Source organism: Pseudomonas paraeruginosa PA7 (genome assembly GCF_000017205.1).
Taxonomy (GTDB): Bacteria; Pseudomonadota; Gammaproteobacteria; order Pseudomonadales; family Pseudomonadaceae; genus Pseudomonas; species Pseudomonas paraeruginosa.
On record NC_009656.1, the window covers coordinates 3,115,139 to 3,138,734 of the forward strand.

22 protein-coding genes and 2 pseudogenes are annotated in these 23,596 nt (G+C 64.5%); 4 read left to right on the forward strand and 20 right to left on the reverse strand.

The window, feature by feature from the left end; translation table 11 throughout:
- The first annotated feature begins 50 nt into the window (after positions 1-50).
- The gene (locus tag PSPA7_RS14365; protein WP_033999836.1) at positions 51-701 is read left to right on the forward strand and encodes a response regulator; all 651 of its coding nucleotides are present in this window, start codon (positions 51-53) and stop codon (positions 699-701) included.
- 95 nt (positions 702-796) lie between these two features.
- On the opposite strand, the gene PSPA7_RS14370 is transcribed toward PSPA7_RS14365, so the two are convergent.
- The 8 genes from PSPA7_RS14370 to PSPA7_RS14400 all read right to left on the reverse strand — a co-directional run bounded on the left by PSPA7_RS14370 (position 797) and on the right by PSPA7_RS14400 (position 9,572).
- On the reverse strand, positions 797-1,513 hold the full coding sequence (locus tag PSPA7_RS14370; protein ID WP_012075790.1) for a fimbrial biogenesis chaperone: 717 nt from the start codon (positions 1,511-1,513) through the stop codon (positions 797-799).
- Positions 1,503-2,849 (reverse strand): fimbrial protein, encoded by a 1,347-nt coding sequence (locus PSPA7_RS14375; RefSeq protein ID WP_012075791.1) that lies wholly within the window; start codon positions 2,847-2,849, stop codon positions 1,503-1,505. Before PSPA7_RS14375 ends, PSPA7_RS14370 begins: the two co-directional genes overlap by 11 nt.
- The gene (locus PSPA7_RS14380; protein WP_012075792.1) at positions 2,846-5,452 is read right to left on the reverse strand and encodes a fimbria/pilus outer membrane usher protein; all 2,607 of its coding nucleotides are present in this window, start codon (positions 5,450-5,452) and stop codon (positions 2,846-2,848) included. Before PSPA7_RS14380 ends, PSPA7_RS14375 begins: the two co-directional genes overlap by 4 nt.
- Complete coding sequence (locus PSPA7_RS14385; RefSeq protein ID WP_012075793.1) at positions 5,436-6,182, reverse strand: fimbrial biogenesis chaperone; 747 nt, start codon at positions 6,180-6,182, stop codon at positions 5,436-5,438. Before PSPA7_RS14385 ends, PSPA7_RS14380 begins: the two co-directional genes overlap by 17 nt.
- Before the next feature lie 94 nt (positions 6,183-6,276).
- Positions 6,277-6,825: a fimbrial protein gene (locus PSPA7_RS14390; protein WP_003157878.1), complete on the reverse strand. Its 549-nt coding sequence runs from the start codon at positions 6,823-6,825 to the stop codon at positions 6,277-6,279.
- A 349-nt stretch (positions 6,826-7,174) separates the two neighbouring features.
- A complete protein-coding gene (locus PSPA7_RS31105) occupies positions 7,175-7,558 on the reverse strand; it encodes a hypothetical protein (protein WP_069734892.1) in 384 nt (127 codons plus the stop codon).
- Positions 7,559-7,804: 246 nt separating this feature from the next.
- Positions 7,805-8,524, reverse strand: a complete 720-nt coding sequence (locus tag PSPA7_RS14395; RefSeq protein WP_003157877.1) for an MOSC domain-containing protein — start codon at positions 8,522-8,524, stop codon at positions 7,805-7,807.
- Positions 8,525-8,645: 121 nt separating this feature from the next.
- Complete coding sequence (locus PSPA7_RS14400) at positions 8,646-9,572, reverse strand: LysR family transcriptional regulator (RefSeq protein WP_003157876.1); 927 nt, start codon at positions 9,570-9,572, stop codon at positions 8,646-8,648.
- 80 nt (positions 9,573-9,652) lie between these two features.
- On the opposite strand from PSPA7_RS14400, the gene PSPA7_RS14405 reads away from it, so the two are divergent.
- Positions 9,653-10,975, forward strand: a complete 1,323-nt coding sequence (locus tag PSPA7_RS14405; RefSeq protein ID WP_012075794.1) for an MFS transporter — start codon at positions 9,653-9,655, stop codon at positions 10,973-10,975.
- A gap of 9 nt (positions 10,976-10,984) precedes the next feature.
- The gene (locus tag PSPA7_RS14410) at positions 10,985-11,917 is read left to right on the forward strand and encodes a carbon-nitrogen hydrolase family protein (protein WP_003152465.1); all 933 of its coding nucleotides are present in this window, start codon (positions 10,985-10,987) and stop codon (positions 11,915-11,917) included.
- A gap of 184 nt (positions 11,918-12,101) precedes the next feature.
- On the opposite strand, the gene PSPA7_RS14415 is transcribed toward PSPA7_RS14410, so the two are convergent.
- The 10 genes and pseudogenes from PSPA7_RS14415 to PSPA7_RS14460 all read right to left on the reverse strand — a co-directional run.
- On the reverse strand, positions 12,102-12,413 hold the full coding sequence (locus tag PSPA7_RS14415; RefSeq protein ID WP_012075795.1) for a c-type cytochrome: 312 nt from the start codon (positions 12,411-12,413) through the stop codon (positions 12,102-12,104).
- The gene (locus tag PSPA7_RS14420) at positions 12,410-13,993 is read right to left on the reverse strand and encodes a nitrite reductase (protein ID WP_012075796.1); all 1,584 of its coding nucleotides are present in this window, start codon (positions 13,991-13,993) and stop codon (positions 12,410-12,412) included. The genes PSPA7_RS14415 and PSPA7_RS14420 overlap by 4 nt, the downstream gene beginning before the upstream one ends.
- Before the next feature lie 17 nt (positions 13,994-14,010).
- Positions 14,011-15,624, reverse strand: a complete 1,614-nt coding sequence (gene pdxR, locus PSPA7_RS14425) for a MocR-like pyridoxine biosynthesis transcription factor PdxR (protein ID WP_012075797.1) — start codon at positions 15,622-15,624, stop codon at positions 14,011-14,013.
- A gap of 169 nt (positions 15,625-15,793) precedes the next feature.
- The gene (locus tag PSPA7_RS14430; protein WP_012075799.1) at positions 15,794-16,534 is read right to left on the reverse strand and encodes an SDR family NAD(P)-dependent oxidoreductase; all 741 of its coding nucleotides are present in this window, start codon (positions 16,532-16,534) and stop codon (positions 15,794-15,796) included.
- 32 nt (positions 16,535-16,566) lie between these two features.
- Positions 16,567-16,929, reverse strand: a complete 363-nt coding sequence (locus PSPA7_RS14435) for a YMGG-like glycine zipper-containing protein (protein ID WP_012075800.1) — start codon at positions 16,927-16,929, stop codon at positions 16,567-16,569.
- A gap of 202 nt (positions 16,930-17,131) precedes the next feature.
- Entirely contained in the window at positions 17,132-17,575 is a 444-nt protein-coding gene (locus tag PSPA7_RS32095; protein WP_138009460.1) for a hypothetical protein, read from the reverse strand.
- Between the two features lie 348 nt (positions 17,576-17,923).
- Positions 17,924-18,295 carry a hypothetical protein gene (locus PSPA7_RS14445; protein WP_012075801.1) on the reverse strand — a complete coding sequence of 124 codons (372 nt, stop codon included), beginning with the start codon at positions 18,293-18,295 and terminating at the stop codon, positions 17,924-17,926.
- Entirely contained in the window at positions 18,292-18,618 is a 327-nt protein-coding gene (locus PSPA7_RS14450) for a hypothetical protein (RefSeq protein WP_012075802.1), read from the reverse strand. Before PSPA7_RS14450 ends, PSPA7_RS14445 begins: the two co-directional genes overlap by 4 nt.
- Positions 18,619-18,941: 323 nt before the next feature.
- The gene (locus PSPA7_RS14455) at positions 18,942-19,214 is read right to left on the reverse strand and encodes a colicin immunity domain-containing protein (protein ID WP_012075803.1); all 273 of its coding nucleotides are present in this window, start codon (positions 19,212-19,214) and stop codon (positions 18,942-18,944) included.
- Between the two features lie 108 nt (positions 19,215-19,322).
- Positions 19,323-21,437, reverse strand: a pseudogene (locus PSPA7_RS14460) (S-type pyocin domain-containing protein); the annotation flags it as partial.
- A 354-nt stretch (positions 21,438-21,791) separates the two neighbouring features.
- Here PSPA7_RS14460 and PSPA7_RS14465 point away from each other — a divergent pair.
- Positions 21,792-22,322, forward strand: a complete 531-nt coding sequence (locus PSPA7_RS14465; RefSeq protein ID WP_374119554.1) for a recombinase family protein — start codon at positions 21,792-21,794, stop codon at positions 22,320-22,322.
- Between the two features lie 113 nt (positions 22,323-22,435).
- On the opposite strand, the pseudogene PSPA7_RS33025 reads toward PSPA7_RS14465, so the two are convergent.
- Both PSPA7_RS33025 and PSPA7_RS33030 read right to left on the reverse strand, forming a co-directional pair.
- Positions 22,436-23,170, reverse strand: a pseudogene (locus tag PSPA7_RS33025) (ISNCY family transposase); the annotation flags it as partial.
- Positions 23,080-23,427 carry a helix-turn-helix domain-containing protein gene (locus PSPA7_RS33030; protein WP_374119555.1) on the reverse strand — a complete coding sequence of 116 codons (348 nt, stop codon included), beginning with the start codon at positions 23,425-23,427 and terminating at the stop codon, positions 23,080-23,082. The pseudogene PSPA7_RS33025 and the gene PSPA7_RS33030, both read right to left, overlap by 91 nt.
- Positions 23,428-23,596: the final 169 nt, after the last annotated feature.

A 23,596-nucleotide genomic window follows, 5' to 3' on the forward strand; every position in this document is an offset into this window, starting at 1 on the left:
GGCCGGACCTTCGCTGAGAGGAACAGCTCAAGTCAATGCAAGAGAAGCCTATGAGTAAATTGAAGATAGTACTGGCCGATGACCATCCGATCGTGCGCATGGGCGTATGCGACATGCTCGAGCGCGATCCCCGCTTCGAGGTGGTGGGCGAGGCGTCCAACCCCAGCGAACTGGTATCGCTGTACCGGCAGGCCGATCCGCACATCGCCATTACCGACTACAGCATGCCGGGGGATGAGCGCTATGGCGACGGGCTGAAGCTGATCGACTACCTGTTGCGCAATTTTCCTCGTACCCGGGTGCTGATCTTCACCATGGTCAGTAATCGCCTGATCCTCGACAGCCTCTACGACCATGGCGTCGCCGGCGTGGTGCTGAAGAGCGGTGAGCTCGACGAATTGCTCCTGGCGCTCGACGTCGTGCTGCAGAACCGGATCTACCGCGGCGCGCACATGATCGACCCGGCCAACGTACTGACCAGTCGCGACGAGGTGGAAAACCGCTTCGCCCGCCTGTCGATGAAGGAATTCGAGGTGCTGCGTCACTTCGTGTCCGGAAACAACGTCTGCGACATCGCGCGCCTGCTGAAGCGCAGCGTCAAGACCGTGAGCACGCAGAAGATCTCGGCCATGCGCAAGCTGGAAGTGAACAGCGACCAGGCGCTGATGACCTTCTGCGTAAGGGCCAACCTGTTCCATTGACGGGTTGGCGTTCCCTCGCGGGCAAGGCGCGGAAGACCGGGCCGGGCTCGCCAGCGCGCGGCGGCATCCTGCCGCGTTCGGCTGGGAACCCCGTTTCAGCGCAGGGCGGTCCGTCCCTGCCGGAGGTTGCCGCCGTCGTCCAGCCAGTGGAAGCGGATCGCCTGCTTCCCGCTCGGCAGCGTCTGGCCGGGAGCCTGCATCTGCCGGGAGAAGGGCGCCAGCAGCAGGGCGGAGAGCAGCGGGGCACCGTCCTCCTGTTCGGCGCCGGCGAGGCTGACGAAGTAGGCGGTGGGGTTTTCCACCAGCAGCGCTTTTCCCTGGCGCTGGAAGCGGAGCTGGCGCGGAGCCTCCTCGGCCGCCCTGGCAAGGGCACGGGGACGGTGGATGACCTTCATCTGGGTGCGCAGGGTGACGGTCAGCCGGGACTGTCCTTCGGCCGGCGGTTCCCCGGGGCGCGGCGGGATCTCGTAGATGTTCAGCCAGTACAGCGCTTCGCGGTCCCCCGGCAAGGCCTGGCCGGTGCGCAGCAGGCGCAGGCTGCGCTGCTTTCCGGGATCCAGGCGGAACACCGGCGGCAGCGGCATGAACGGCGCGCGGGCGGTCTGCGGCGTCGAATCCAGGTCGCCATCGTCGATCCAGGCCTGCACGATGACCGGGTAGGCATTCTGGTTGACCAGCAGCAGCGAGGCTTCGCGCTGGCCTTCGGCGATCACCACGCGGGTGCGCTCGGCGGTGACTCCGGCTTGGGCATCCAGCCCGAGCAGCAGCGCCAGGCCGAACAGTGCGCCGCGCAGTCCGCGCTCACTGGACACGGATCACCACCTGGGCGGTGGCCTCGACGCGTCCCGGGGTGACACCGGGCATGCTGCCCAGGGCAAGTTTCTCCAGGCGCGCGCGGAAGGTCTCGCTGTACTGGCTGATGCCGCCCACTTCGCCGGCCAGGTTCGAAGCGCCGCCGATCACCGGATACCAACCACGCGCCTCGGCGTTGCTGCCCATGGCTGAATCCTCGTTCGCCAGCAGGTTCATCGCGCTGCCGTCGCGCAGCAGACGGATGCCTACGCCCTGGGCCATGCCGGGCTGGCCATAGCGGTCGGACAGCAGGTAGGAGAGGCCGCCGCTGGCATTCACCAGGCCCAGCGAAGCGGCCGCCGCCAGGGCGCCGGGAGACGCCTTGATTCCTAGCGCCGTGCCGTTGGCGGCAGTGCTGTTGAGCACCCCGGTTTCACATTTGAAGGCCACTTCGAAGGGCATCTCGCGACTGGCGCCGGCCTTGATCTCACCGAGCGAGATCGAGGGGAACACGACATGCGGGGTGACATTGGTAACGGCGCAGGTGGGATAGCGCTTGAGCGTCACGTCGTTGTACAGGCCGATGGCACCTGGCCAGTTGCCGTGCCAGCCGGAGTAGTTGCCATAGTGGGTCTCGCCCACCCGGGGATAGAGCAGGCCCGGCCCCTTGATGGCGATGTAACCATTGGGCTGGGTGTACCCATACAACTGCGAGGCGATGTTCTGCGAGTAATAGCCTGTGGTTTCCAGCGGCGCCCGGAACAGCTCGGCGCGTATGGCGCTGAGATTCTTCGCCTTGACCAACTGGTAACCGCGCGAGTCGATGTCCAGCCCGGTGAGCAGGCGCTCGCGCCAGACATCGGTGAAGTACAGGCCGGTTTCGACATGGGTCAGGCGCAGCAGCACATTGCGCCAGGCGGTACGGTAGGCGGACTGCAGGCCAATGGAAGTACCCACGCTGTCGCCGCCCTGGTACCAGCCGCTGTAGAGGTTGTCGGCGTTGGTCGAGAACATCTCGTACACCTGGTCCTCCGGCGCGCAGCGGAAGAACACGCGTTCGGGGTCGTAGCCGGCGCTGTCGCCGTACTGAGTCAGCGGCGCCACCGAGCTGGCGATCAGCGTGCCGTCGGGCTGGAAACTGGCATCGCTGACGTTGATCACGCTCGGCAGGCCGAGGGAGCCGTTGCAGGTGTCGCAGGCACCGGCCCAGGTGCCGGCCGTACCTTCGCCGGGACGGATCTGTGTCGTGACGGTGGTGGTGGCGCTGCCCACGGCCGTGACCTTGTAGCAGGTCGCCCAGGCCGGGGCGGCGAGCAAGGGCGCGAGCAGTGCCAGGAGATGCAAGGCTGTCTTCATGGTGCCTCCGGTTCGGGCGTGCAGATGCCATCCAGGCGGATCACCGCCTGGTCGGATGCGCCGGCCTCGCGAGGGCTGGCGTCAAGGTCGTAGTCCAGCAGGCAGGCGTCTTCCGGGCGCTCGCCCCATTGCACGCGCAGGCGGCCCTGGTCGCCTTCGGCGCGGGCATAGACCTGGCCGCCCTGGCCGACCATGCCGATGGTCACGCCGCGCCTGTCGAGTACGTCGGCGCCCAGGGGCAGCGCGCCGCCGTCGGGAAGCTGCGCCTGGATCAGCAGCGGGTGGCCGGTCAGCGTCTTGAACCTCACGTGAACGGCGGCGCCGGCGTAGGGCGCTATCTTGCGTTCGGTCTCCACCAGTTCGGCCGTTTCGCCCATGCCCTGGGGGTCGAGGCTGACCGGGTTGTAGCGGTAGGGCGAGAGCGAGGGCACCACGGCATAGCCGTTGCCGTCCACCCGCGCGCCCTGGCCGCCGCGAACGCCCGCGCCGCTGGCGCCCTTGGCCTCGATCAGGGCGAAGGTGTCGCCGACATAGGGCCCCAGGGTCAGGCCGCCGCGATGCAGCACGGCGGCGCCGCGCAAACCGGCATTCAACTGCCGGTAGCTGGCGCTCTCGGCGTAGCCGGCGTTGACCGTGGCCACGGCGGTCTGTTTCTGCAGGCTGCCGTTGAAATCGGTGCCGCGGGCCTGGCTGTCGCGTCCGGCGTTGATGGCATAGCTCAGGCTGCGGTCCTCCCCGAGAGTACCGTTGAGACCGGTCTGGTAACTGCTGCCACGGCTGTCGCCCGAGCGCCGCGAGGCCATCGCGCTGAGGTTCGGCGCGCGGCTGGAGGAACCCAGCGGCAGGGACAGCGTCAGGGTCAGGGTATCGTTGCGCTCGCTGCCGCGGCGCAGGTTGTACTGCGGCGGCAGCGACGGGTCGTAGTCGTTGTCCAGGTCGCGGTACCAGGTGGTCTGCTGGCGCGAGTAGGCCAGGTTGTAGCTGAGCCGGCGCCAGGTGTTGCTGTAGCCGAACTGCAACTGGGTGTCGCGGCTCTTGCCGTCGTAGTAGTCGCTGGTGGCGCCGGACAGGTAGAGGTTGCCGTATTCGCCCAGGCCCTGGTTGACCAGCACGGTGAACTGGTTGCGCTGCTTGTAGCTGCTGGAGTTCCAGGTGTCGTGGCGCTGGTCCGCGTGGCGTGCCGACAGCGCGTCGCCCAGGTCGCGATAGCCCTCGGTGGAGTACCGGTAGCCGGCGAGGGTGAGGGTGGTCTGGGTCGGCTGGAAGGTGCGGCTGTAGTTCAGGCCGACACGCCAGCCCTGCTTGCGCTGGCCGTTTTCCACCGTGGCGCTGGAAAAGGTGGTGTTCAGGCCGAAGGCGCCGTAGCGCGTGGCGAACACGCCGCCGCCGAGCAGCGCCAGGTAGTCCTCGGCCATGCGCGCGCCAAGGTTGGCGGTCAGGGCGTTGGTCAGGCCGCGCTGGTAGGTGAAGTCGCCGAACAGGTCGTTGCCGTCGCCATACTGGCGCGCCTGGCCGAGGGTGGCGGCATAGCGCGAGATACCGGGGCGCATGGACTCGGGAACCGCGGAAAAGGGCACGGAAAAGCGCGATACGCTGCCGTCGGCCTCGATCACCTGGACATCCAGGTCGCCGTCGTAGGCGGTGCCGTAGAGGTCGTCGATGACGAACGGGCCGGGGGCGACGACGGCCTCGTGGATCTTCTTGCCGTTCTGGCTGATGACCACCCGCGCATTGCTGTTGGCCGTGCCGCGCACCTGCGGCGCGTAGCGGCGCTGCGACTCCGGCAGCATGCGGTCGTCGCTGGCCAGGCGCACGCCACGGTAGCCCAGGCTGCCGAACAGGTTGCCTTCGGTATAGCTTTCGCCCAGGGTCAGCTCGCTGCGCAGGCCGGGCACCGCGCGCTGTACGTAGGTACGGATGCTGTTCCAGTCGCTGCGGGTATTGCCGGCATAGCTGGAATAGGTGTAGTTGGACTGGTGGCGCAGGCGCCAGAGGCCGAGATTGATCCCGCCGCTCAACCCCAGGTAGCCGTAGTCCGAGTGGCCATTGCCCGCTCCGTCGAAGCTGGAGCGGTACAGGCTGGCGTCGTAGTTGACGAAGCCCATGGTGCTGCCGGCGTCCCACTCGTCGGGGCTTACGTAGCCGCGCGGCTTGAGGTCCAGCAGGGCCTGGGGGACCGAGAGGTCCAGGCGCAGGCGGGCGGTGTCGAGGGTGAAGGTCGAGCCGGGCAGGCGTTCCAGCAGGCCCTGGCAGGCTTGCCTATCGTTCCCGTCGGTATTGGGGACCGCGTGGGCGCCGAGCGTCTGGCGCAGGAAGCGCTCGCTGAAGCAGGGCTCGACGCCATCGTTGCGGCTGCGGAATTCGACCCTGGCGCGGCTGGCGTAGCTGCCGTTGAGGTAGATGTCGACGTGGTAGCTGCCGGGGTCCACCTGGTTGGCGCGGTTGAAGCGCTCCAGGCTGCCGCCGGCCAGGCCCGAGCCCAGCAGCAGGTTGTCGTCGAAGCGATATTGCTCCGCACCGGCCAGGCCGGTGACGGCCAGCGCCAGGCTGCCCAGTGCCAGCGGCGCCATGTGGGCGCGGCGGAAGTCAACGCGGCAGAACATGGCGAACATCCAGCCGGGCGCCGTAGTCGTTGATCAGCAGGGCACTCAGCCGGACCGCACCCGGCGGGAGCGCCGAGGGGTGTTCCGCGACCCATTCCGCCTGGCCCATGGGCGGGACCATGCTCGAGCGAAGTTTCCACTGGCGCTCGCCAACGCTGAGCGTCGCCGCCGCGAAGGAGGCATGATAGCCGCTGGGGTTCTCTACCCGCACACGCCAGGCGCCGTGCTCCTGGCGCAGGCTGAAACGCAATTTCTCGGCCAGCGAATCCGAACCGCCGGCCAGCGGGGCGGGGCGGTAGAACAGCTTCAGGCGGTTGCGCTGCAACAGCAGCATCTGGTTTCGGTTCGCCTTGGCGGCATTGCGTGGCGGGATCTGCAGGACGTTCAGGTGGAACAGCGATTCGCGATCCTGGGGCAGGGCCGGCCCGGTATGGACGATGCGCAGGGTCTGGCCGCTGCCGGGCGCCATCCGCGCCACCGCCGGATTGACCAGGAAGGGAGCGTCGGCGCTCTCCGGAGACGAGGCGGGGTCGTCGATGTCGATCCACGCCTGGATCACATTGGGAAACGGGTCCTGGTTGGTCATCTGTACGGTCTTTTCCCGGGCGTCGCCGGGATAGATCACGCGGGTGCCGGTGATCACCACGCTGCCCTGGACCGGAAGGGTGGCCAGCGCCAGGGCGAGCGCGAGCGTCGCCGCCTGAAGCGGGCGTAGTGGAAAACTCTTCATCCTGTTCACCTTGTGGCCGTGGCGGCAGCCGGACAGCGAGCCCGGGAAACCATGGCGGAATGCGGGAGGCGCCGCTGGGACGGCGCCTCCGGTATCACTCGTAGCGCAGGGTGTAGGTGAGCGAGCCGAGCACCGGCCCGGGGGTGACGGTAGCCGCCTCGGAAACGTACTGGACGGCGTAGTCGTAGCTGGTGCTGGTCTGGCCTTCGGCGAGCACGATGTCGCCGGCGGCCACGGCCGCGCCGCCAGCCAGGTTGACCGCGGTACCGCCCGGCGCCGTGAGCAGTTGCAGGGCCACGCCGGTGGCGCCGCCGCTGGCGGTATTGGTCAGGTTGCCGGCGGTGGTCGCGTTGGTGGCCTGGAACAGCGCCGAGAAGTGTTCCTCTTCACCGGTGCCCGGCGCGGCGCAGCCGGTCAGTTGCAGGGTGAAGCTGGTTTCGCCGGCTGTCTTGCCGACCGTACCGTTCAGGGCGCTGACCGGCACGCTGTTGAGCATCACGGTGGGGTCGGTGTTGCCATCGACGATGGCCGAGCAGGTCTGGTCGGTCACTTCGCCATTGAAGGTGATGGTATTGGCCGCCGATGCGATGGCCGGCACCGCGAGCAGCGTAGCGATAGCCAGGGCAGATGCTTGAAGTTTCATTTCATTGAGCTCCTTGTTGAGTTGTGTCCTCGGAGCAATGATGTGGCATGCGCTTTTCCCGGTATCTAAGACGATTCTTAATCGGATTGGATTCCTGACCCAGGCAGGGCCTGCCGTGGCGCGATACGAGGCGATGTGGCGTGAATGGCCGGAAGTTCTTGCCGGGCCTGGAAGGACGACGGCCTGGAATGGGCGAGGGGCCGGCACAGCTCGCGCTGGCCGTTATGGGGAGGGAAGTGGGGGCTTGCGGGACAAATCGCCGACCGTGACCGGATCTCCTCACTTCAATGTCATCGCGAGCGGGAACTCGCTGACATGGGGCGAATGACCATGAAGTGCCGAGCAATATTCATCGGTGCCTCTCGGATCGATATGTCGGGTCTTTGCTCGCGGGAGCCTCGCAGGCCGCACAGGAAGTCGTTTCCTGCCCGACAAGGGCTGACATCGTGCTGCTGTCCAGAGGAGGATCGTATATCTCCCGGATGATGATCGAGTGTCGCGTTGCCCATTCATGGAGTATTCGCCGTTCCCGGCAGTCCATGTCGCTTATCAGAACGAAATGCCGGACGCAGCCACTGCGCGCGAGCAACCTGAGCGTTCCCTTGTCGGTGGCATTCAGCCGGAAATCGTCATGCACACAATAGTCGTAGCGATAGCCCGACTGCAGGGAGGCGCGCAGCTCCTGGCGATCCAGGCAGAGGCTCAGATGGTAGTAGCCAAGGTGGTTGAACAATGCTCCGTACCTGAGCAGGCGACCTGGATTGGCGCATAGCACCAGCGCGCGTCGGGGGTGCCCGGACATCTCTCGATCCCTCTGAGTCGTCGTCGATGGGGCGAAACTCTAAGAGCGTGCAGACGTGCTTTTAATCAGATGTTTCCTAAACGGGCTCCTTCCTCGCCTCAGCTCAAGGGCAGCAGCTTTCCGCACTGCCGTAATCGACTTCGCGTCCACCCGGGGGCGTTAAACCGCGGGGGAATCCTAGCGTGCCGTGGCATCGTCCGCTTGCCTCGCAGAGCCTTCCAGGCGCGGTCCCCAATCCTCGACCTGGCCTTTTTCCAGGCGCCGCTCCAGGGTGCGCCGCCAGGACGGGGTCAGTGGCAGCGCCAGGCATTCGCGCAGCAGGTCGGTGGCGACACGTTTGTCGAACAGCACTTCCGAGAGTCGCAGCAGCGACCATTCGGGATGGCGCCGTTCGACCAGCCGCAGGACATCGCCGGCGGCCACCGCGCCTTCTTCCAGCACCCGGTAGTACCAGCCGGTGCGACCGGTCTCCTGGACCCTGAGGGACATCCCGGCGACCTCGAAGCGGTCGTTCAGCTTCCAGCACGGCATGCGTCCCTGGGACACCTCGAGCAAGGCGCTGCCGGCCCGGACGCGATCGCCTAGGCAGACGTCGGCCTCGCTCCAGCCGGTGGTACTGAAGTTCTCGCCGAAGGCGCCCGCCTGGCGCAGCAGGGGATGCTCGCCCAACTCGGCGATCCAGGCGGCGTAGTGCTCGCGCGGGTAGTGGTGGATCGCTTTCTCGACGCCGCCGTGGACGCGCAGGTCGCCTTGCTCGTCGCCTTCCAGGCCGAGGACGGTCACCGCGACGGCGCCATCGCGCGGCGACTTGGCGATGCCGCTGCGCGAGCCGGGGCGGGTGAAGGGGCGTGCATGGCCGGTGAGCAGGGCATCGAGGGGGAGGGCGGGCTGGGTCATGGCAGGATTCTCGAGGGCGCAATATAGTATCGACTAAATACAATGTACGCAGGATCGGCCATGCCGCCGATCCCTGTCAAGGCGCCGGCCGCTCCGGATCTGCGTGAAAATGCCGCAGCCGCTAGCCGAGACGCTGCGCGATCTCGCCGACGAAGCGCCGCAGCCAGTCGTGGTGGGTCTTGTTGTGCTTGGCCACGTCCCAGACCATGAAGCAGCGGAAGGACGGCACCGGCAAAGGCACCGGGCAGCAGTGCAGATCCATCATGCGGCTGTAGGTCTCGGCGGCGAAGGTGGGGAGGGTGGCGATCACCTCGCCACTCATCAGGGTCGAGAGGGCGCCGGCGAAATGGGTGAAGGAGGCGGTGACCCGGCGGGCGTAGCCGGCGCTCTCGAACAGGTCGTCGATGAAGCCGCGACGGCCGTCATAGGAGATGCGCACATGGTTCGCCGCGAAATAGTCGTCCAGGCCGATCGCCGCGCCGGCCATGCTCCCGCGCGGGCGGAACAGGCAGGAGTAGGACGAGGAGAACAGCACCTGGGACGAATAGCTGGTGTTGAAATCCTTGGGTTCGCTGCAGATCACCAGGTCCATGTCCGGGTCCAGCAGGGACTGTTTCCACAGCGAGCTGTTGCTCTGGTGGAAGGCGAAGCTCACGCCGAGCCCCTCGGCCGCCGCGGCATTGACGATGCAGGGCGCCAGGTAGGACTCGATGTCGTCCGAGAGCGCGATGTTGAACACGTAGCTAGAGTCGTGCGGCGAGAATTCCGGTTCCGCGGCGAGCACCCCGGAGATCGAGGTCAGGGCCTCGGCGATCCGCGGCGCCAGCTCCATGGCCTTGCGCGTCGGTTGCATGCCCGAGGCGCTGCGGATGAACAGCTCGTCGCCGAAATGCTCGCGCAACCGGCGCAACGCCGCGCTTACGGCGCCCTGGGTCACGTGCAGGACGACCGCCGCGCGGGTGGCGCTGCGTTCGCTCATCAGGCAATGGAAGGTGAGCAGAAGATTGAGGTCTATCCGCGCGATATTACGTACGTTAATCCGGCTCATATTTGCTAATCGTTTGCCCTGTGGCCGAGGTGATTCCTAGTCTGGCGCCCACAACAACATAACAAGCGCCGGAGAATCCTGTGGACATCATTCAGCAACGCGTCGCCGCGAGCGACATCCAGGCCCGGGGAGGGCGGTCGGACCTGCGCACGCGGGCGATCGCGGTGGGCATCGGCAACTTCATGGAATGGTTCGACTTCGCCATCTACGGCTATTTCGCCGCGATCATCGGCACGCTGTTCTTTCCTTCCGCCGCGCCGGGGATCTCGCTGCTCTCCTCGCTGGCGGTCTTCGCCGTGGGCTTTCTCTCGCGCCCGTTCGGCGCGCTGCTCCTCGGCCCCATCGGCGACCGCCTGGGCCGTCGCGCGGTGCTGATCGTCACGGTGTTCGGCATGGGCTTGTGCACCACGATCATCGGCCTGCTGCCGTCCTACGCGGCGATCGGTATCGCCGCGCCGATCCTGCTGATCGTCATGCGTTTCATCCAGGGCATGATGGTCGGCGGCGAATGGTCCAGCGCCGGCATCTACATCGTCGAAAGCGCGCCGGCCGACCGCCGCGCCACGGCGGCCAGCGTGATCACCGGTACGGCCGGCCTGGCGTTCCTGTTCGGCACCTTCACCGCGGCGGCCATCTCCAGCGGGCTCAGCGAGGAGCAACTGCATGCCTGGGGGTGGCGCCTGCCGTTCGTGGCCTCCATCGTCATGACCGGCATCGCCGTGTTCATCCGCCGCCGGCTCGGCGACACGCCGGTCTACGAAGCGCTGCAACGGCAGCGCCGCGAGCAGCGGGTCCGGGAGCCGAGCCGCGCGGTGCGCCGGCGGGCGTTCGTCACCAGCTTCGCGTTCTCCGCGCTGTTCGGCGTGTCGCTCTACTACTTCATCACCTACGCCAACAACCACCTGGTCGCGACTGTCGGCCTGCCGCGCAGCAGCGCACTCTGGCTGTGCAGCCTGGCGCTGGTGGCGTACTGCATCGCCAACCCGCTGGTCGGTCGCTTCAGCGACCGCTTCGGCCGCCGCCGCCTGCTGCTCGCGGCCGCCGCCGCGCTGACCCTGCTGGCCTATCCGGTCTTCCTGTTGCTCAACAGCGGCCAGCCGCCGGCGATCCTGCTCGGACTGGTCATCCTCGGCCTGCTGGTGGCGGTTACCGCGGTGATGGACGTGGTGCTGCTGGTGGAAGTGTTCCCGGCCTCGATCCGTTCCAGCGGCGCCGCGCTGGGCCATAACGTGGCGCTCGCGCTGCTCGCCGGCCCCGGGCCGTTCATCGCCGCCGCGCTGATCCGCCAGACCGGCGACGCCAACCTGCCGGCGGCCTACCTGGCGCTGGTTTCCCTGGCCTGCTTGCTGGTGCTGTGGAAGACCCTGCCGGAAACCCGTGACAACGACATCACCCAGTACTAGGAGTACAGAATGACCCGTGTAGCGATCATCCAGGCCGCATCCGTGCCCTACGAACCCATGGCCAGCGTCGAGAAGGCCTGCGTCATCCTGCGCCGGGTGGCGCGGCAGGGTGCCCGGCTCGCCGTGTTTCCCGAAGCGTTCATCGGCGGCTACCCGAAAGGCGTGAGTTTCGGCAGCGTGGTCGGCAACCGCAGTGGCGCAGGTCGCGAACTCTACGAGCGCTACGTGCGTGGCGCGGTGACCCTGGAGGGGCCGGAACTGGCGGCACTGGCGGAGGGCGTCGAGCAGACCGGGGTGACGGTGGTGGTCGGCGTCATCGAGCGCTTCGGCCGCACCCTGTATTGCACGGCGGTGACCCTGGTTCCCGGGCGCGGCATCGCCGGCTACCACCGCAAGCTGATGCCCACCGGCCAGGAACGGCTGGTCTGGGGCTTCGGCGACGGCTCGACCATCGCCGCGGTACCCAGCGACATCGGCGTGCTGGGCAGCGTGATCTGCTGGGAGAACTACATGCCTGCGCTGCGCCAGGCCATGTACGCCCAGGGCGTGCAGCTGTATTGCGCGCCGACAGCCGACGACCGCGACTCCTGGGCCAGCTCGATGGTGCATGTCGCCCTGGAGGGACGTGTCTTCGTACTGTCGGCGTGCCAGGCGATCCGCCTGTCCGAGTATCCGCCGGAGCACCGCGCCGCGTTCGGCCTGGATTGCCCGGAGGAAGGGTTCGTGATGCGCGGCGGCAGCATGATCGTCAGCCCGCTGGGCGAAGTCCTCGCCGGGCCGGTCTACGAAAGCGAGACCGAACTCTACGCCGACCTCGACCTCAGCCAACTGGAAAAGGGCAATCTGGATTTCGACCCATGCGGGCATTATTCGCGGCCGGACGTGTTCCAGCTGAAGGTCAACACCGCGCCGCTGCGGGCGGTGAACTTCAGCGACGAGTAGGGCACTGGGCGCGTGGCGTCCGCCAGCTGGCGGATCGATGGCTGGGAACGTTTCGACCTCGGCCGGCGCTCCGGACCCAAGCCCGGGGTAGCCCTGGCCACCCCGGGACCTGTCCGCCCTCGGCGACCCTGGGCTGCCGGGCAAAAGGCGCGAGCGGCGGCGGCAGCGACCAGGGGAGGGCGGATCAGGGCTCCTGGCCGGCGAAGTAGCGCGCCGCGGCCTCTATCTGCGTATCGGAGAGGCCGGCGGCGATGGGTGACATCGCCGGGTCCTTGCGCGCCCCGCTGCGGAAGTCCTGCATCTGCTTGCGCAGGTACGCCTCGTGCTGGCCGGCCAGCTTCGGGAAGTTCGGCGCGACGCCATGGCCGTCGGCGCCGTGGCAACTGGAGCAGATCGGCAGCAGGTCGCGCATCTCGTCGGCGCCATGGGCGGACGCTCCGAGCGTGGCCAGGAACGTCAGCAGCACGGCGCACCGGTGAAGGGCTTTTCCGCTCATGGCTTCACGCTCCCTTCCAGGGCCAGCGGCAGGCCCACGGTGCCCCACTCGGTGCGGGCACGGGAGAAGATCCCGGCCGGCGTCTCCAGCGGATAGCTGGCCACTTCTTCGAGGCTGTGGCTGTCGTAGATGTGCAGGCGGTCGCCGGTATAGCCGCCGCTGACATAGAGGTATTTGCCGTCGCGGGTGTACTCGGGGAAGTACAGGTGCCCGTCGGCCTCCAGGGTCCTGACCACGCTCAGGGTGTTCTTGTCGATCAGTTCGACATGCCGCGCGCGGCGGTCCTTGTCGACGATATCGACGGCCACGTAGGGTGCGTCCGGATGCGCCGCCGGCGACTCGGTGGCGCCTGAAACCGGGATCTGCTTGACCATTTCGAAGGTCTTCGCATCCCAGACCGTCACGACGCTCTTCTTGTCGCAGGTGCCGATATTGGTGCCGAATGCCAGCATCCGCCCGCCGATCGGCGTGACCGCGCCGGAGCCGACGTGGGGCTGGCAACCGCCCTCGAGGGTCTTGACCAGCCTGCGTTGCTGCAGGTCGACCACCGCGAAGGCGTTGCCGACGTAATCGGCGAGGAACATGTGGCGGCGATCCGGGGCGAGGAAGGCGTCGTGGACGAAGCGCCCGACCTTTTCGATGCGGCTGACGATGGGCGCCTGCGGCTGCCGGGGGTCGAGTATCCAGACCTGGCCGGTCTGCCGGACGGCGATGGCGAAGGTGTTGTCCAGCGGGCTGGCGATGACCATGCTGGAAGCCGACTCCACGGGCTTGCCGTCGTAGTCGGTGCCGCGCAGCTCGACACGGCTGAGCGGCTCCAGGGTGCGTGCGTCCAGCAGGGTGACGATTCCCGGGGCGAAGGAGCCGGACAGCAGGTAGCGGCCGTCCGCCGATACCGCGATCGACGGCCCGCTCAGGCCGGCCTTTACCTTGCGTACCGCCTTCAGCGAGTAGAGATCGATCTTGTAGACCTCCGAGGTGTCGGTCTTCAGGTAGCCCCAGCGCGGGTTGACCGGATCGTAGTCGAGGATGTGCGGCGCATATTCGGTGGCGATCTCGCCCACCTGCCGGTTGCTCTTGCCGTCGTAGAAGACCACCCGTGCGGCCGGCGCCTTGCCGTGCCGGCCGCGGACCATGACCGCCATCAGGTCGCGCACGTCGCCGTCGTACACCGGCTTGTCGGGAAGCGTGGACTCGTCCGCGAGGACCTCGACCGAGTTGCGGATGTCCTCCAGGGTCCATTCGGGCTTGCCGCGCGGGGTGGTCTTGATGAAGTGCGCCAGGGCGCGGATCTGCTCGTCCTCGAGCACGCCCAGCCAGGGCGGCATGAGGGTGTCGGGAATGCCGAACATGATCATCGAGCGTAGCGCCGTCTCGCTGGAGTTCAGCGCGGCGCTGTGCAGTGCCGGAGCGATGAAGCCGCCGCGGTCGGCGCCGTGGCAGGTGGTGCAGTTGTCCTGGAACAGGCGCTCGGCTTCGCCGGGCGAGCTGTCGGGCGGCGCGGCGGAGGCGAGCGAGGCCGCGGCGCAGAGGGCCATCGGCAGGACGCCGAAGGCCGAGGCGGGACGGGCGTTGTACATGGCGCGGTTACCTTGTGCTATGGACTGTCCGGCAGGGTAGCGGCGTCATGCGGGAGGCCATGGGTACAAGGTGCGCCCGGTTCAGGGGTACAGGCGCGGGACGGGGCGCTGGGCGGGGAAGGGTGGTTGCCGGCCTGGCGTTCGAGGTGCGCGGCGATCCGGGCGATCCGCTGGATGCCGCAGGCGATGTGCTGCAGCGAAAGCGCGGCGTAGCCAAGCAGCAACAGGCGTTCGCTCGCCAGGCCCTCCTTGGGGAAGACGGCGGCGGCCTGGTCGAGCGTATAGACGCGGATGCCTTCCTCGGCGCAGGCCCGCGCCAGGGCATGCGCCGAGGGCAGGCCGGGGGGCAGTTGCCAGCACAGGTGCATGCCGCAGTCCACGCCGCTGAAGGCGCTGCCCGGAAACAGGCGCTCGAGCGCCGCGATCAGGCAGTCGCGCCGGCGCCGGTACTCGCCACGGATGAGCCTCAAGTGCGCGGCATAGGCACCGCAGCGAAGGAAGTCGGCGAGGACTACCTGCGGCAGCCAGGGGCAGGCGTGATTGAGCAGCGCCTTGGCACGCACCATGGCCTCGCGCAGGCCGGGCGGGCAGACCACGTAGCCCAGGCGCAGGCCCGCGCCGAGGCTCTTGGAGAAGGTCCCGAGGTAGATCACCCGCTCGTGGTCGAAGGCCTTCAGGGCTGGCAACGGCACGCGCTGGTAGCGGAAGTCGCCGTCGTAGTCGTCTTCGAGGATGTACGCGCCCTGGCGCTGCGCCCAGGCCAGCAGGGTGCGGCGGCGCTCCAGGGAGAGCGTCATGCCCAGCGGGTAGTGCCGCGAGGGCGTCACGTAGGCCAGGGCGCAGGCGCGTTCGGGCAAATGCGCTACGCACAGGCCCTGGTCGTCCACCGCCACCGGCAGCGTTTCGCGCCGATGATAGGCGAACAGGTTGCAGGCGCCGGCATAGCCGGGGCTTTCCACTACCACCGGGCGTCCGTCCTGCGGCAACAGCGAGACGATCAGGCTGAGCGCCTCCTGGATACCCGAGACGATGACGATGTCTTCTGCGTCGCAACCGATCCCGCGCATCCGACCCAGATGCTCCACCAGGCACTGGCGCAGGCCCGCATCGCCTGCCGAGGGCGCGTAGTCGGTCAGGTAGCGCGGGTTGCGCCGGGCCTGCCGGGCCGAGGCCTTGAACCAGGTTTCCTGGGGAAAGAGCTCGGCGGAGGGGCAGCCGAGACTGAAATCGATGGGCGCCTCGACGCACTCCCGGGTGGCGGTGACCCCCGGGGATTCGGGCAACGGCTGGCGCATGTCCGGCAGGAGGGCCGTCGGTGCGCTCCGCGCGGCAGGGCGCGGACGTACCTGGCAGGTGGAGAGGCTGCGGTCGGGCAGCGGATCGGCGACGAAGGTGCCGCGCGTCCCGTGGCTGAGGATGTAGCCTTCGGCGCTCAGGTGCTCGTAGACCTGCAGCACGGTGTTGCGTGCCACTCCGAGGCTCCGGGCGAATTCGCGAATCGGTGGCAGTTGCTGGCCGGGCCGCAACACGCCAGTGAGCAGCTTGCCGCGCAACTGTTCGAGCAGCTGTTGTTGCAGCGAATGCCTGCCGCCCCGTTCCAGCAGCAGCGGAAGCTGATGTATCCCGCGCATGATCGGTTCTCCAGTGACCTGCCCGCATGCTGCTTATGGGCGGGGCCGGAGGGACATGACCTGAATCAAGCCGGGAGAAGACTGGCGGGGAGGGGCGGATGAGGCGCAAGCGGCAGGCGCCGCGCTGGAGTCGCCGGCGCCCCGCCAGGGACGGCCGGAAAGAGCGCTTTCAGCGCAGTCCGTAGCCCTTGTCGACGATCAGCTCCTGGCCATAGAGGCCGGCGGACTTCGTCGACAGCAGGAAGGTCACGACATCGACGATCTCCTGCGGGCTGAGGAAGCGGCCGTCGACCAGTCGCAGGTTGATGTCGCGGGTGACGGACTCCACCTGGTCGCCGCTCAACCCCAGCGAATGCCAGATCGGGGTGGCGGTGGGGCCGGGGGAGACGACGTTGATCCGCACGCCTTTGCCCGCCCACTCCATCGCCAGCGTCCTGGCCTGGGCGATCAGCGCGGTCTTGGAGGCGATGTAGGCGGCGAGGCCGGGGAAGGTCACCTGGGTCAGGAAAGTGCCGATGAAAACCACGCTGGCCGGCGTACGCATCTGCTGGCTGAGCACGGCGAAGGTGTTCAGCGCCCCGGCGCCATTGACCCGCCATTGCTGCTCGAAGGCCTGGCTGTCGAGCCCGTCGGCGAGCCGGGCGATGCCGGCATTCGGCACCAGGTAATCGACCGCCCCGATGGATGCGGCGCGCGCGGCCAAGGCAGCCAGGTCCCGCTCGCAGGTGACGTCGCCCGCCAGCCAGTGCAAGCGTTCGCCCTGGTGCGCCTGCAGCGCTTCCGGCGGCTGCGTATGCCTGGCCATCGCCAGGACCGTTGCGCCTTGTGCGAGCAGCGTCTCGGTCAGTTGCAGGCCGATGCCGGAGCTGGCGCCGGTGACGACGGCGAAGCGCTCGTTGAATTCACTCATGGGAGTTCCTCGTGAGGTGATGGAAGCGGGGCCTACCGGGAGCTGGCCGAGGCCGGCACGAGACGGATGCCTTGCACCTGCACCGGATCGCCGGTCTCGAACTCTGCGTTAGGGGAGCGGAAGCGTTCGGTCGAGCCGTCCGCGTGGCGTACGATGTAGGCGTTCTCGCTCAGGCCCGTCGCCTGCTGGACGGCACCACCGCCCAGGGCGCCCAGGGCGGCACCGGCGATCGCCCCGAACGGCCCGCCCAGCGCCGCGCCGACCATGACCCCGACGACGCCGCCGGCACCGTAGCCGACGCTGTGATCACGCTCCGTGGAAACCACCTCGGTGGCGTAGGAAAAGGGAGTAGCGGTTGCCAGGGTCAGTGCGACGAACAGGGATACGCGTTTCATGGGAAATCCTGAATGGGAAGGAGTCGCTAGTGGCTTTTCATTTCCTGTGCCAGGTTTTTTATTGATCCAGATCAATGGGTTGGGCTTCTTGGTGTCCTTTTGACTTGAAAATTCTGGAGTCAAAATGACACTTTGCTAGTCGGATTGACCGCAAGGCCCGCTCTTGCAGTGCGAGGAAGGAGCACCGGGCGGCGGCCCCATGTCACCACCCAGGGACGCGGCGAAGTGGGGCCGGAATCAATCTCTGCGTATCGTTTTTTTCGGTGGCAAGGCCCGGGGATCGATCAGCATCATGAAGGCGCCAAGGCTGGCTGCATCCAGCGCGCCGGGCAGACGTGCCAGGGTGGCTGCGACGGGCAGGGGCGCGCGCTCGGTGGGTAGATGGATGCTGGCTCCGGTAGACCAGCGCGCTGTGACAGATCCCGGCGAGCGAGGCATCACCCAGCGGTTCGCTGGCGAGAAGTCGCGCGTTGCAGATCAGTACGTCGAACGGATGCCCGGTGCAATGTCCCAGCAGGCAGGCCTCGGATGACGACGTGGCAATTGCGATTCGGTGATAGCTCAGCCGGTTGAGCATCCGTTCGAGGAGCAGCGACTGAGCATGGCAGTTTTCGGCGATCAGGAGGCGCAGGGTCTTGTTGACCAAGGCAGTATCCTCGGGATCGCTCGATCGTTCAGCGCATGATGCAGCCTCAGTCGGCATCGCAGCAGTTCCAGGTGCAGCAGGTCCAGCCGCGGGAGGCGTTCGGGACGCGGGTCACTGTAGTGCCTGATGGCAGCTCCGCCCCGCACGTTGTGAGTCAATGTCAAGGCCAGTTAGTAATGTCTCTCGTCCAGCTAAATAGAAATGTCACTGCATGACTGCTGAAGAGGAATGATCCGGCCACTGGCAACTCGACCTCTGCTAAGTTCAGAAAGGGTAGTGCAAGCAGTCGTGTCACCAACCGCCATCTCGGGGTCCAAAGTTAGACCCGGTGAAATTTCCGTCAGCCGATCAACATCGTTTGTCTCGTGTCTGATCGATGCGTTCCTGCATCGCCTGCATGACTTCTTCGTGGGTGTACAACTTGGCGCTGGGGTCGTTGGCTTCCCGCAGGGCTTCCTCGACCTCGCGGGTCATCCGCTCATAGTCTTCCGGCCACAGGACTTGCTCCATGCGCAGAGACGCCTGCCCCAGTAGGTGCAGCAGGCCGAACAGACGCATGTCGTTGGTGGCGACGATGTGTTCTCGAATCCACTCTTGGATTACTCCGCAGGCCCGATGTGTTTCTGGCGTTGACGTGCCGTCGTAGTCGGCTGGGAATCCCACATCTTTGGCGAGTTGTGCCCAGGTGCTGGCCAGTGCCTGGATGCTGGATGTACTCATTTGCTCATCCACTTACGCAGCAGTCGCTTTTTCAGGGCGGCCCGCTCTTGCGGACTCCGTCCCTTGAGGTTGGCGATGCGATCCGCCGTAGCGTCCTGGCGTTTGATGGGCCAGTAGGAGCGACCATCCTTGCCCATTGATCCAACGTTGCTGACCTGATTCTCCAGCAGCGGCAGATGGGCGCTCAGTGCGTCCGGCGATGCGCTGGCCAGCGCAGTGCGCTCGCCGGTTCGCCAGCGCTGATGCCAGAGCTTTTTGTCCTCGCGCTCGCTACGGCAGGTCGTGTGCCCGACGATGGGCGTTTTGCGGCGGCTGCGACTCATAATGTGATTGTCTCCAAGGGTATTCAGAACAAACTGGTTAGGCTGCAGCCAGGGTAGCTGTAGCGACCAGCAATCGAAAGCGCCCCGACCTGCAATCCATCGTGGCCAACCAGGATTATCTGCGACTGAAACGGGCGGGTCACACGGGAAGCTCGGTCGAAACGCTGAAAATGCCACTACTCGTATCAAAAATGGTGCGTTTACCCGTTTTTACGCGACCGGGACCGAATCTGATGGCTTATTCGGAAGTTTCCCTAAGAAGCAGACGAAGCCTATAAACTGACTTCGCCTGATCTGTATTTTTGGATATAGAAGACTATCAGCTAGATATATTTATATTTCTTCAAAAGCTCTCTAACTTCCTGTTTTAGCTCCTCTTCATTTATCTCGCCATCATCATCCTTCGGGCCATCCGTGAAGCAATCTGCCATTCCAAACATAAGTCTGAGGCAAGCACCAAGATTATCATCATCCTTTTTCAGCAATCCTGACGCACCTTCGCTACGCCACATTTCAAAGAATTTTTTTGTGAAACTCTTTCCGCTTAACGATCCATCCAAAAAATTTCTTGCAAGATCAATAAGTGCCATACTCATTTAAAGCACCTCATTCTCAAGGTAGTTTTTTTCCTGTTTGCTTCCTGGTTCAAGATACCACCCTGACAAAAACATTCCATCCTCTTTGAGAACAACCACAATTTTAGTGTCAGGATTGTAAAATACCTTGGATCCTTGATATCTATGATAAACACCTTTTTCGATAGTTGAAGGTGAGCTAAGGTGTTCCAGAATTTTATCTCTGAACTCCGTCAAGGTGGTGTTATTTGCATTTCTGCCGGCGAAGCCAAAGTCATCGGCATGACTTTGATATTTCTTAAGCAGCTGCTTTCTCGTGAATATACCACTATCAAGAGGACTACTGAGCATTACATAAACAGGTTTTACTCCAGAATCCGCCGGGAAAATCACGATCAAATCATCCAGGCTCAACGGCACTCCCGGATAGGACTCCGGCTCGGCCTGTACTGGGGTGATCGTTGCGCCCTCATACACCGGAATCGGCTGCGGCACGACCGGAGTGGTGCTTGAGGGGTTCTGGCTTCCTGGAGGGGTAACAGGAGTCCAGGTCAAGGTCAGCGGGGGTGTATTCGGCACGGTGGACTTTGCGGGAACCGTCACCTCATACCGGCCTGTCGCAGTATTGAGGGTCGCGGCACGAACAGGCACGCCTTTGGGGACAGTTGCCCCGTCGGTCAGCACCGCGGCAATCTGCGACTTACCACTCGGGCTCTCTTGTGCAGCACTCGTGAGTCGTACCGGCATATCAACCGTGCCACCGGCCTTGGCAGCGCTTTGCAAATCAGCCGTGCCAGGAAGACCCAGAGCGGATGCCTCCAGTGCCAATGCGTTACGAACGCCGGCAGGAACCTTGTCACTGTCTTTACCAGCCTGGTCGGAATACAGCGACAGCACCGCGAAGGCGGCAACGTATGCGCCAGGACCACTACCAGCAATCTGAACCAAACGATTGACAGCATTCGTTAGGGAAGCCGCCAGGCGAGCCGTCTCCACTGCCGCACTACCAAACCCGGCCACCGAAATCAGCGGCGCAGAGGTAGCTGGCATCGCCAAGGTGTTCGCAGCCTGGATGATCTGACCTGGTACTCCATCGGCTGTTTTTTGCAGATCGTTGGTCGCCGCACGCTGTGCTTCGGCTACCGCTGCTGCGACCTCTTTTGCCTTAGCCTGCAGCGCTGCTTCGGTCTGCTGGGCAAAGGTATTCACTTTGGCATAGGTGCTTTCAGTGAACTGTCGAAGGGTTGCTTGTGCAGCTTGCGAAGCCGCCTTGGTGGGGCTGGCCTTGACCTGGGCGGATAGCCTGTTGACCTCGGTTTCGACCTCGGCGGCCGCATTGGTCGCAAACTGAGCCAGCGCTTGTTTTCGTGCTGTCGAAAACGCCGTGGCTTCGTTGACGATCCGGTTGACTTTGGTGTTGAAAGCCGTGACCTGGGCTTCTCCACTGGCCTGTGCTGCCAAGGCAATCTGATTCCGAAATGCCGCGCTGATCAGGTTCGCGCTGGTCGAAATCTGGCTGTTGGCTTGTTGCTGGGCTTGCGTTGTCTTGACCTGCACCGCCTGGGTTGCCGAGGCGACTGCACTACTGATCTGGCTGGAAATCTGGGCCAGACTTGTATCCACGGCTTGCACACGCTGCTGGACCTTGGTGGCGGTCGGAGCGGTGATCGCGTTGAAGTCGGCACCGAGCTGTTGAGTGACCTGCTGGGCTTCCAGGCGTGCCGCTTCTTCGGCTTTGCGTTTGGCTTCCGCTTCTGCTTGACGCTGGGCTTCTGCCTCCGCCCGGCGGCGATCGGTTTCAGCATTGAGCTTGTTCAAGCGCTCTTGAAGACTATTGATCTGATCGTTAAGAATAATAACATTATAGTTTGCCTCCAACTTGCCAATACTACGTGAGCTCTCAACCATGTCTAGAGCACTGTCCAGCTCAGGGCGCTTTTTGTTAAGAAGCTCTGTGGCAACAAGAGTGGCTCTCTCCAGCCACTGTTCAGGTGTAAAGCCTGACGGCAGTGGTGGATACTTGCTGTCTATCGCATCCAGCTCCTTCTGTATATTTACCTCTAGGTTTTTCTTCTTCTCTTTGTAATCTTGTTCAATGGCGTATATGGCGCCAACGAAAGGATTGCCTGCCGGATAGTTATTTAATATATCTTGCCTATCTCTCGATACATTTATGGAGACTCCTCCAGGTTTTCCTGAGCGGCTTGAGTATCTAACAATCAGTGGCGGTGGTGCATCGGCCATAGTTCTTACCTCGATTTGAGCTTGTGAAAATATACAGAGGCATTCTTGCTGGAGTATATGCCCACTGGAACCCGACTTCTAAAATCAACGTCAACGTACTGGGAATACACGACCATCAACTGCAATATCCCGTATCCTGATGACCCAGAAGGTCCAACCCAGGCTATCCCCTTCTGCAGAGTTGCCCCCTTTGCGCAGTAGGTTCGTGTATGCGTCCATCAAACGAACGTTTTCTGGACGCCAGCCTCGTTCACCTCGGCCGGCCCCGAAAGCCGCATACCTTTATTCCAGTAACGAGTTCCCACTTTCAAAATTCACCTATGCTGACCCTTTCGCGAGTTTCTGGACGAAGTCATGCTGATTGGGCACGTGCGCATCTCCACCGACGATCAACTGCTGGACCTGCAACGCGATGCGATGGCCAAGGCGGGGTGCGAGCGAGTGTTCGAAGACACAGCCAGCGGCGCCAAGGCCGATCGGATCGGCCTTGCCGCGCTTCTCGCCAATCTACGGCGCGGCGACACGGTGGTGGTCTGGCGGCTGGACCGGCTTGGCCGCTCGATCAAGGACCTGATCTACGTGGTCGAGCAATTGGAGGATGCCGGCGTGGGTCTGAAGAGCCTGCAGGAGAACATCGACACCACGTCGACGGGAGGGCGTTTGGTTTTCCATCTCTTTGCCGCGTTGGCCGAGTTCGAGCGCAACCTGATCCGTGAGCGCACTCATGCGGGGTTGTCGGCGGCACGTGCGCGCGGCCTATTGGGTGGCCGCAAAAAGCGCCTGGATCCCGCCAAGCGCAAAGACTGCCGCGGATTTCCCGGTACCGATTGCGAGCGCCGACTGTCGCGCTGCGCTTGGACGAGCTGGGCGACCTGCAGCACATGACCCAGGCGCTTGCTCTCGACGATGGCGCCCTGATCTATCTCGCAGAGCTTGTCATAAGTGGTAAAGGGCAGGGCGGTGCCGTTCACCCTGGGTTCGATGCGGCCGTCTGGGTAGTGGTAGATCTCGACATAATCGCCCTCCAGGCGACGGGACTGCGGAGTGTCAGTTAGCAGATACAGCACCTTGTCGTACTGCACGGTCAAACGCTGCGAAACCCGGCGCGCTTCTCGCCAGGCGAATATCAGCTCCAAATCTTCATCACTGCGCAGCGGGCGATGGCAGTCATGCTCTGATCGCGGCAGCTTGGCAAAACGCGCGTTGTAGCTGGCCATAAAGTGGGCTGCAAAGGCATTGGCGTCGGCCATGTTGCTGATTCCGCGAAGCCGCAGCTCCTTGACCAAGCGATCCTGCAGAGTGAGGTTCGCACGCTCCACACGACCTTTGGCCTGGCTGCTGTTGGCACAAATGCTCTCGATGTTCAACTCGTACATCGCTCGGCCGAACTGGGTATAGCCGTCGCCGCCCTGAGGCGCCTTGTGGTTACTACGGAACACGCTGGCTTTGTCGCTGTAGAAGGCCAGCGGCTTTCCATGCCGCTCTAGGTAGGCGCGGGTGGCGGTGAAGTAGCTAAAGGTCGATTCGGCTTCGGTGAAATACAGGTGCATCAGTTGGCTGGTTGCATCATCAATGAAGACCAGCAGCGTGCAGGCCGGTCCACGATCCTCGAACCAGCGATGATCGCTGCCATCGATCTGGATCAGTTCGCCGCAACAGGCGCGCCGGTTGCGTGGCTGATAGACCTTGGGCGGCCGTTGCTTGTGCGGTACCCACATGCCGGCATCGACCATGATCCGTCGTACCGTTTCCTTGGCCAGCTTAAGGTCGTGGCACTCGACCAGTTCTGGCCACGTCGACGAGACGTTAGGCCGGCTGGGCCGTCCTCGCGATAACGCAGAACCAGCCGGTGCACCTGACGTGTCGTCAGGCGCAGACGCTGCGCCGCAGCGGCAGGTTTCAACCGACCTTCGATGATTGCCTCGATGACCTTGAGGCGATCCAGCTCCCGCATGCTCATGGTGACCCATCCGCAAGTTGCCGCAGTCATGGCGTGCCTCCTGTGATGCAGGAGGGAAACCCTAGACGCCGATTTGGGACATTTCTATTTGGCTAGTGTCGATTTCAGTTAACCGCAAGCACAACTAAGCTGTTGTTATTTATAGAAAATATTTCTAACTCCGCAAAAAAACCTCCCCATTACCAATGAATTTATTGCG

What these genes read in the sequence shown, in the direction of transcription:
- PSPA7_RS14375 (WP_012075791.1), bottom strand. Translation starts at nt 2,849, where the DNA reads ATGAAGACAGCCTTGCATCTCCTGGCACTGCTCGCGCCCTTGCTCGCC.
- PSPA7_RS14415 (WP_012075795.1), bottom strand. Translation starts at nt 12,413, where the DNA reads ATGAGCGGAAAAGCCCTTCACCGGTGCGCCGTGCTGCTGACGTTCCTG.
- PSPA7_RS14435 (WP_012075800.1), bottom strand. Translation starts at nt 16,929, where the DNA reads ATGAAACGCGTATCCCTGTTCGTCGCACTGACCCTGGCAACCGCTACT.
- PSPA7_RS14450 (WP_012075802.1), bottom strand. Translation starts at nt 18,618, where the DNA reads ATGAGTCGCAGCCGCCGCAAAACGCCCATCGTCGGGCACACGACCTGC.
- PSPA7_RS14465 (WP_374119554.1), top strand. Translation starts at nt 21,792, where the DNA reads ATGCTGATTGGGCACGTGCGCATCTCCACCGACGATCAACTGCTGGAC.
- PSPA7_RS14400 (WP_003157876.1), bottom strand. Translation starts at nt 9,572, where the DNA reads ATGAGCCGGATTAACGTACGTAATATCGCGCGGATAGACCTCAATCTT.
- PSPA7_RS14365 (WP_033999836.1), top strand. Translation starts at nt 51, where the DNA reads ATGAGTAAATTGAAGATAGTACTGGCCGATGACCATCCGATCGTGCGC.
- PSPA7_RS14445 (WP_012075801.1), bottom strand. Translation starts at nt 18,295, where the DNA reads ATGAGTACATCCAGCATCCAGGCACTGGCCAGCACCTGGGCACAACTC.
- PSPA7_RS14390 (WP_003157878.1), bottom strand. Translation starts at nt 6,825, where the DNA reads ATGAAACTTCAAGCATCTGCCCTGGCTATCGCTACGCTGCTCGCGGTG.
- PSPA7_RS14410 (WP_003152465.1), top strand. Translation starts at nt 10,985, where the DNA reads ATGACCCGTGTAGCGATCATCCAGGCCGCATCCGTGCCCTACGAACCC.
- PSPA7_RS14395 (WP_003157877.1), bottom strand. Translation starts at nt 8,524, where the DNA reads ATGACCCAGCCCGCCCTCCCCCTCGATGCCCTGCTCACCGGCCATGCA.
- pdxR (WP_012075797.1), bottom strand. Translation starts at nt 15,624, where the DNA reads ATGCGCGGGATACATCAGCTTCCGCTGCTGCTGGAACGGGGCGGCAGG.
- PSPA7_RS33030 (WP_374119555.1), bottom strand. Translation starts at nt 23,427, where the DNA reads ATGACTGCGGCAACTTGCGGATGGGTCACCATGAGCATGCGGGAGCTG.
- PSPA7_RS14430 (WP_012075799.1), bottom strand. Translation starts at nt 16,534, where the DNA reads ATGAGTGAATTCAACGAGCGCTTCGCCGTCGTCACCGGCGCCAGCTCC.
- PSPA7_RS14455 (WP_012075803.1), bottom strand. Translation starts at nt 19,214, where the DNA reads ATGAGTATGGCACTTATTGATCTTGCAAGAAATTTTTTGGATGGATCG.
- PSPA7_RS14420 (WP_012075796.1), bottom strand. Translation starts at nt 13,993, where the DNA reads ATGTACAACGCCCGTCCCGCCTCGGCCTTCGGCGTCCTGCCGATGGCC.
- PSPA7_RS14380 (WP_012075792.1), bottom strand. Translation starts at nt 5,452, where the DNA reads ATGTTCTGCCGCGTTGACTTCCGCCGCGCCCACATGGCGCCGCTGGCA.
- PSPA7_RS14385 (WP_012075793.1), bottom strand. Translation starts at nt 6,182, where the DNA reads ATGAAGAGTTTTCCACTACGCCCGCTTCAGGCGGCGACGCTCGCGCTC.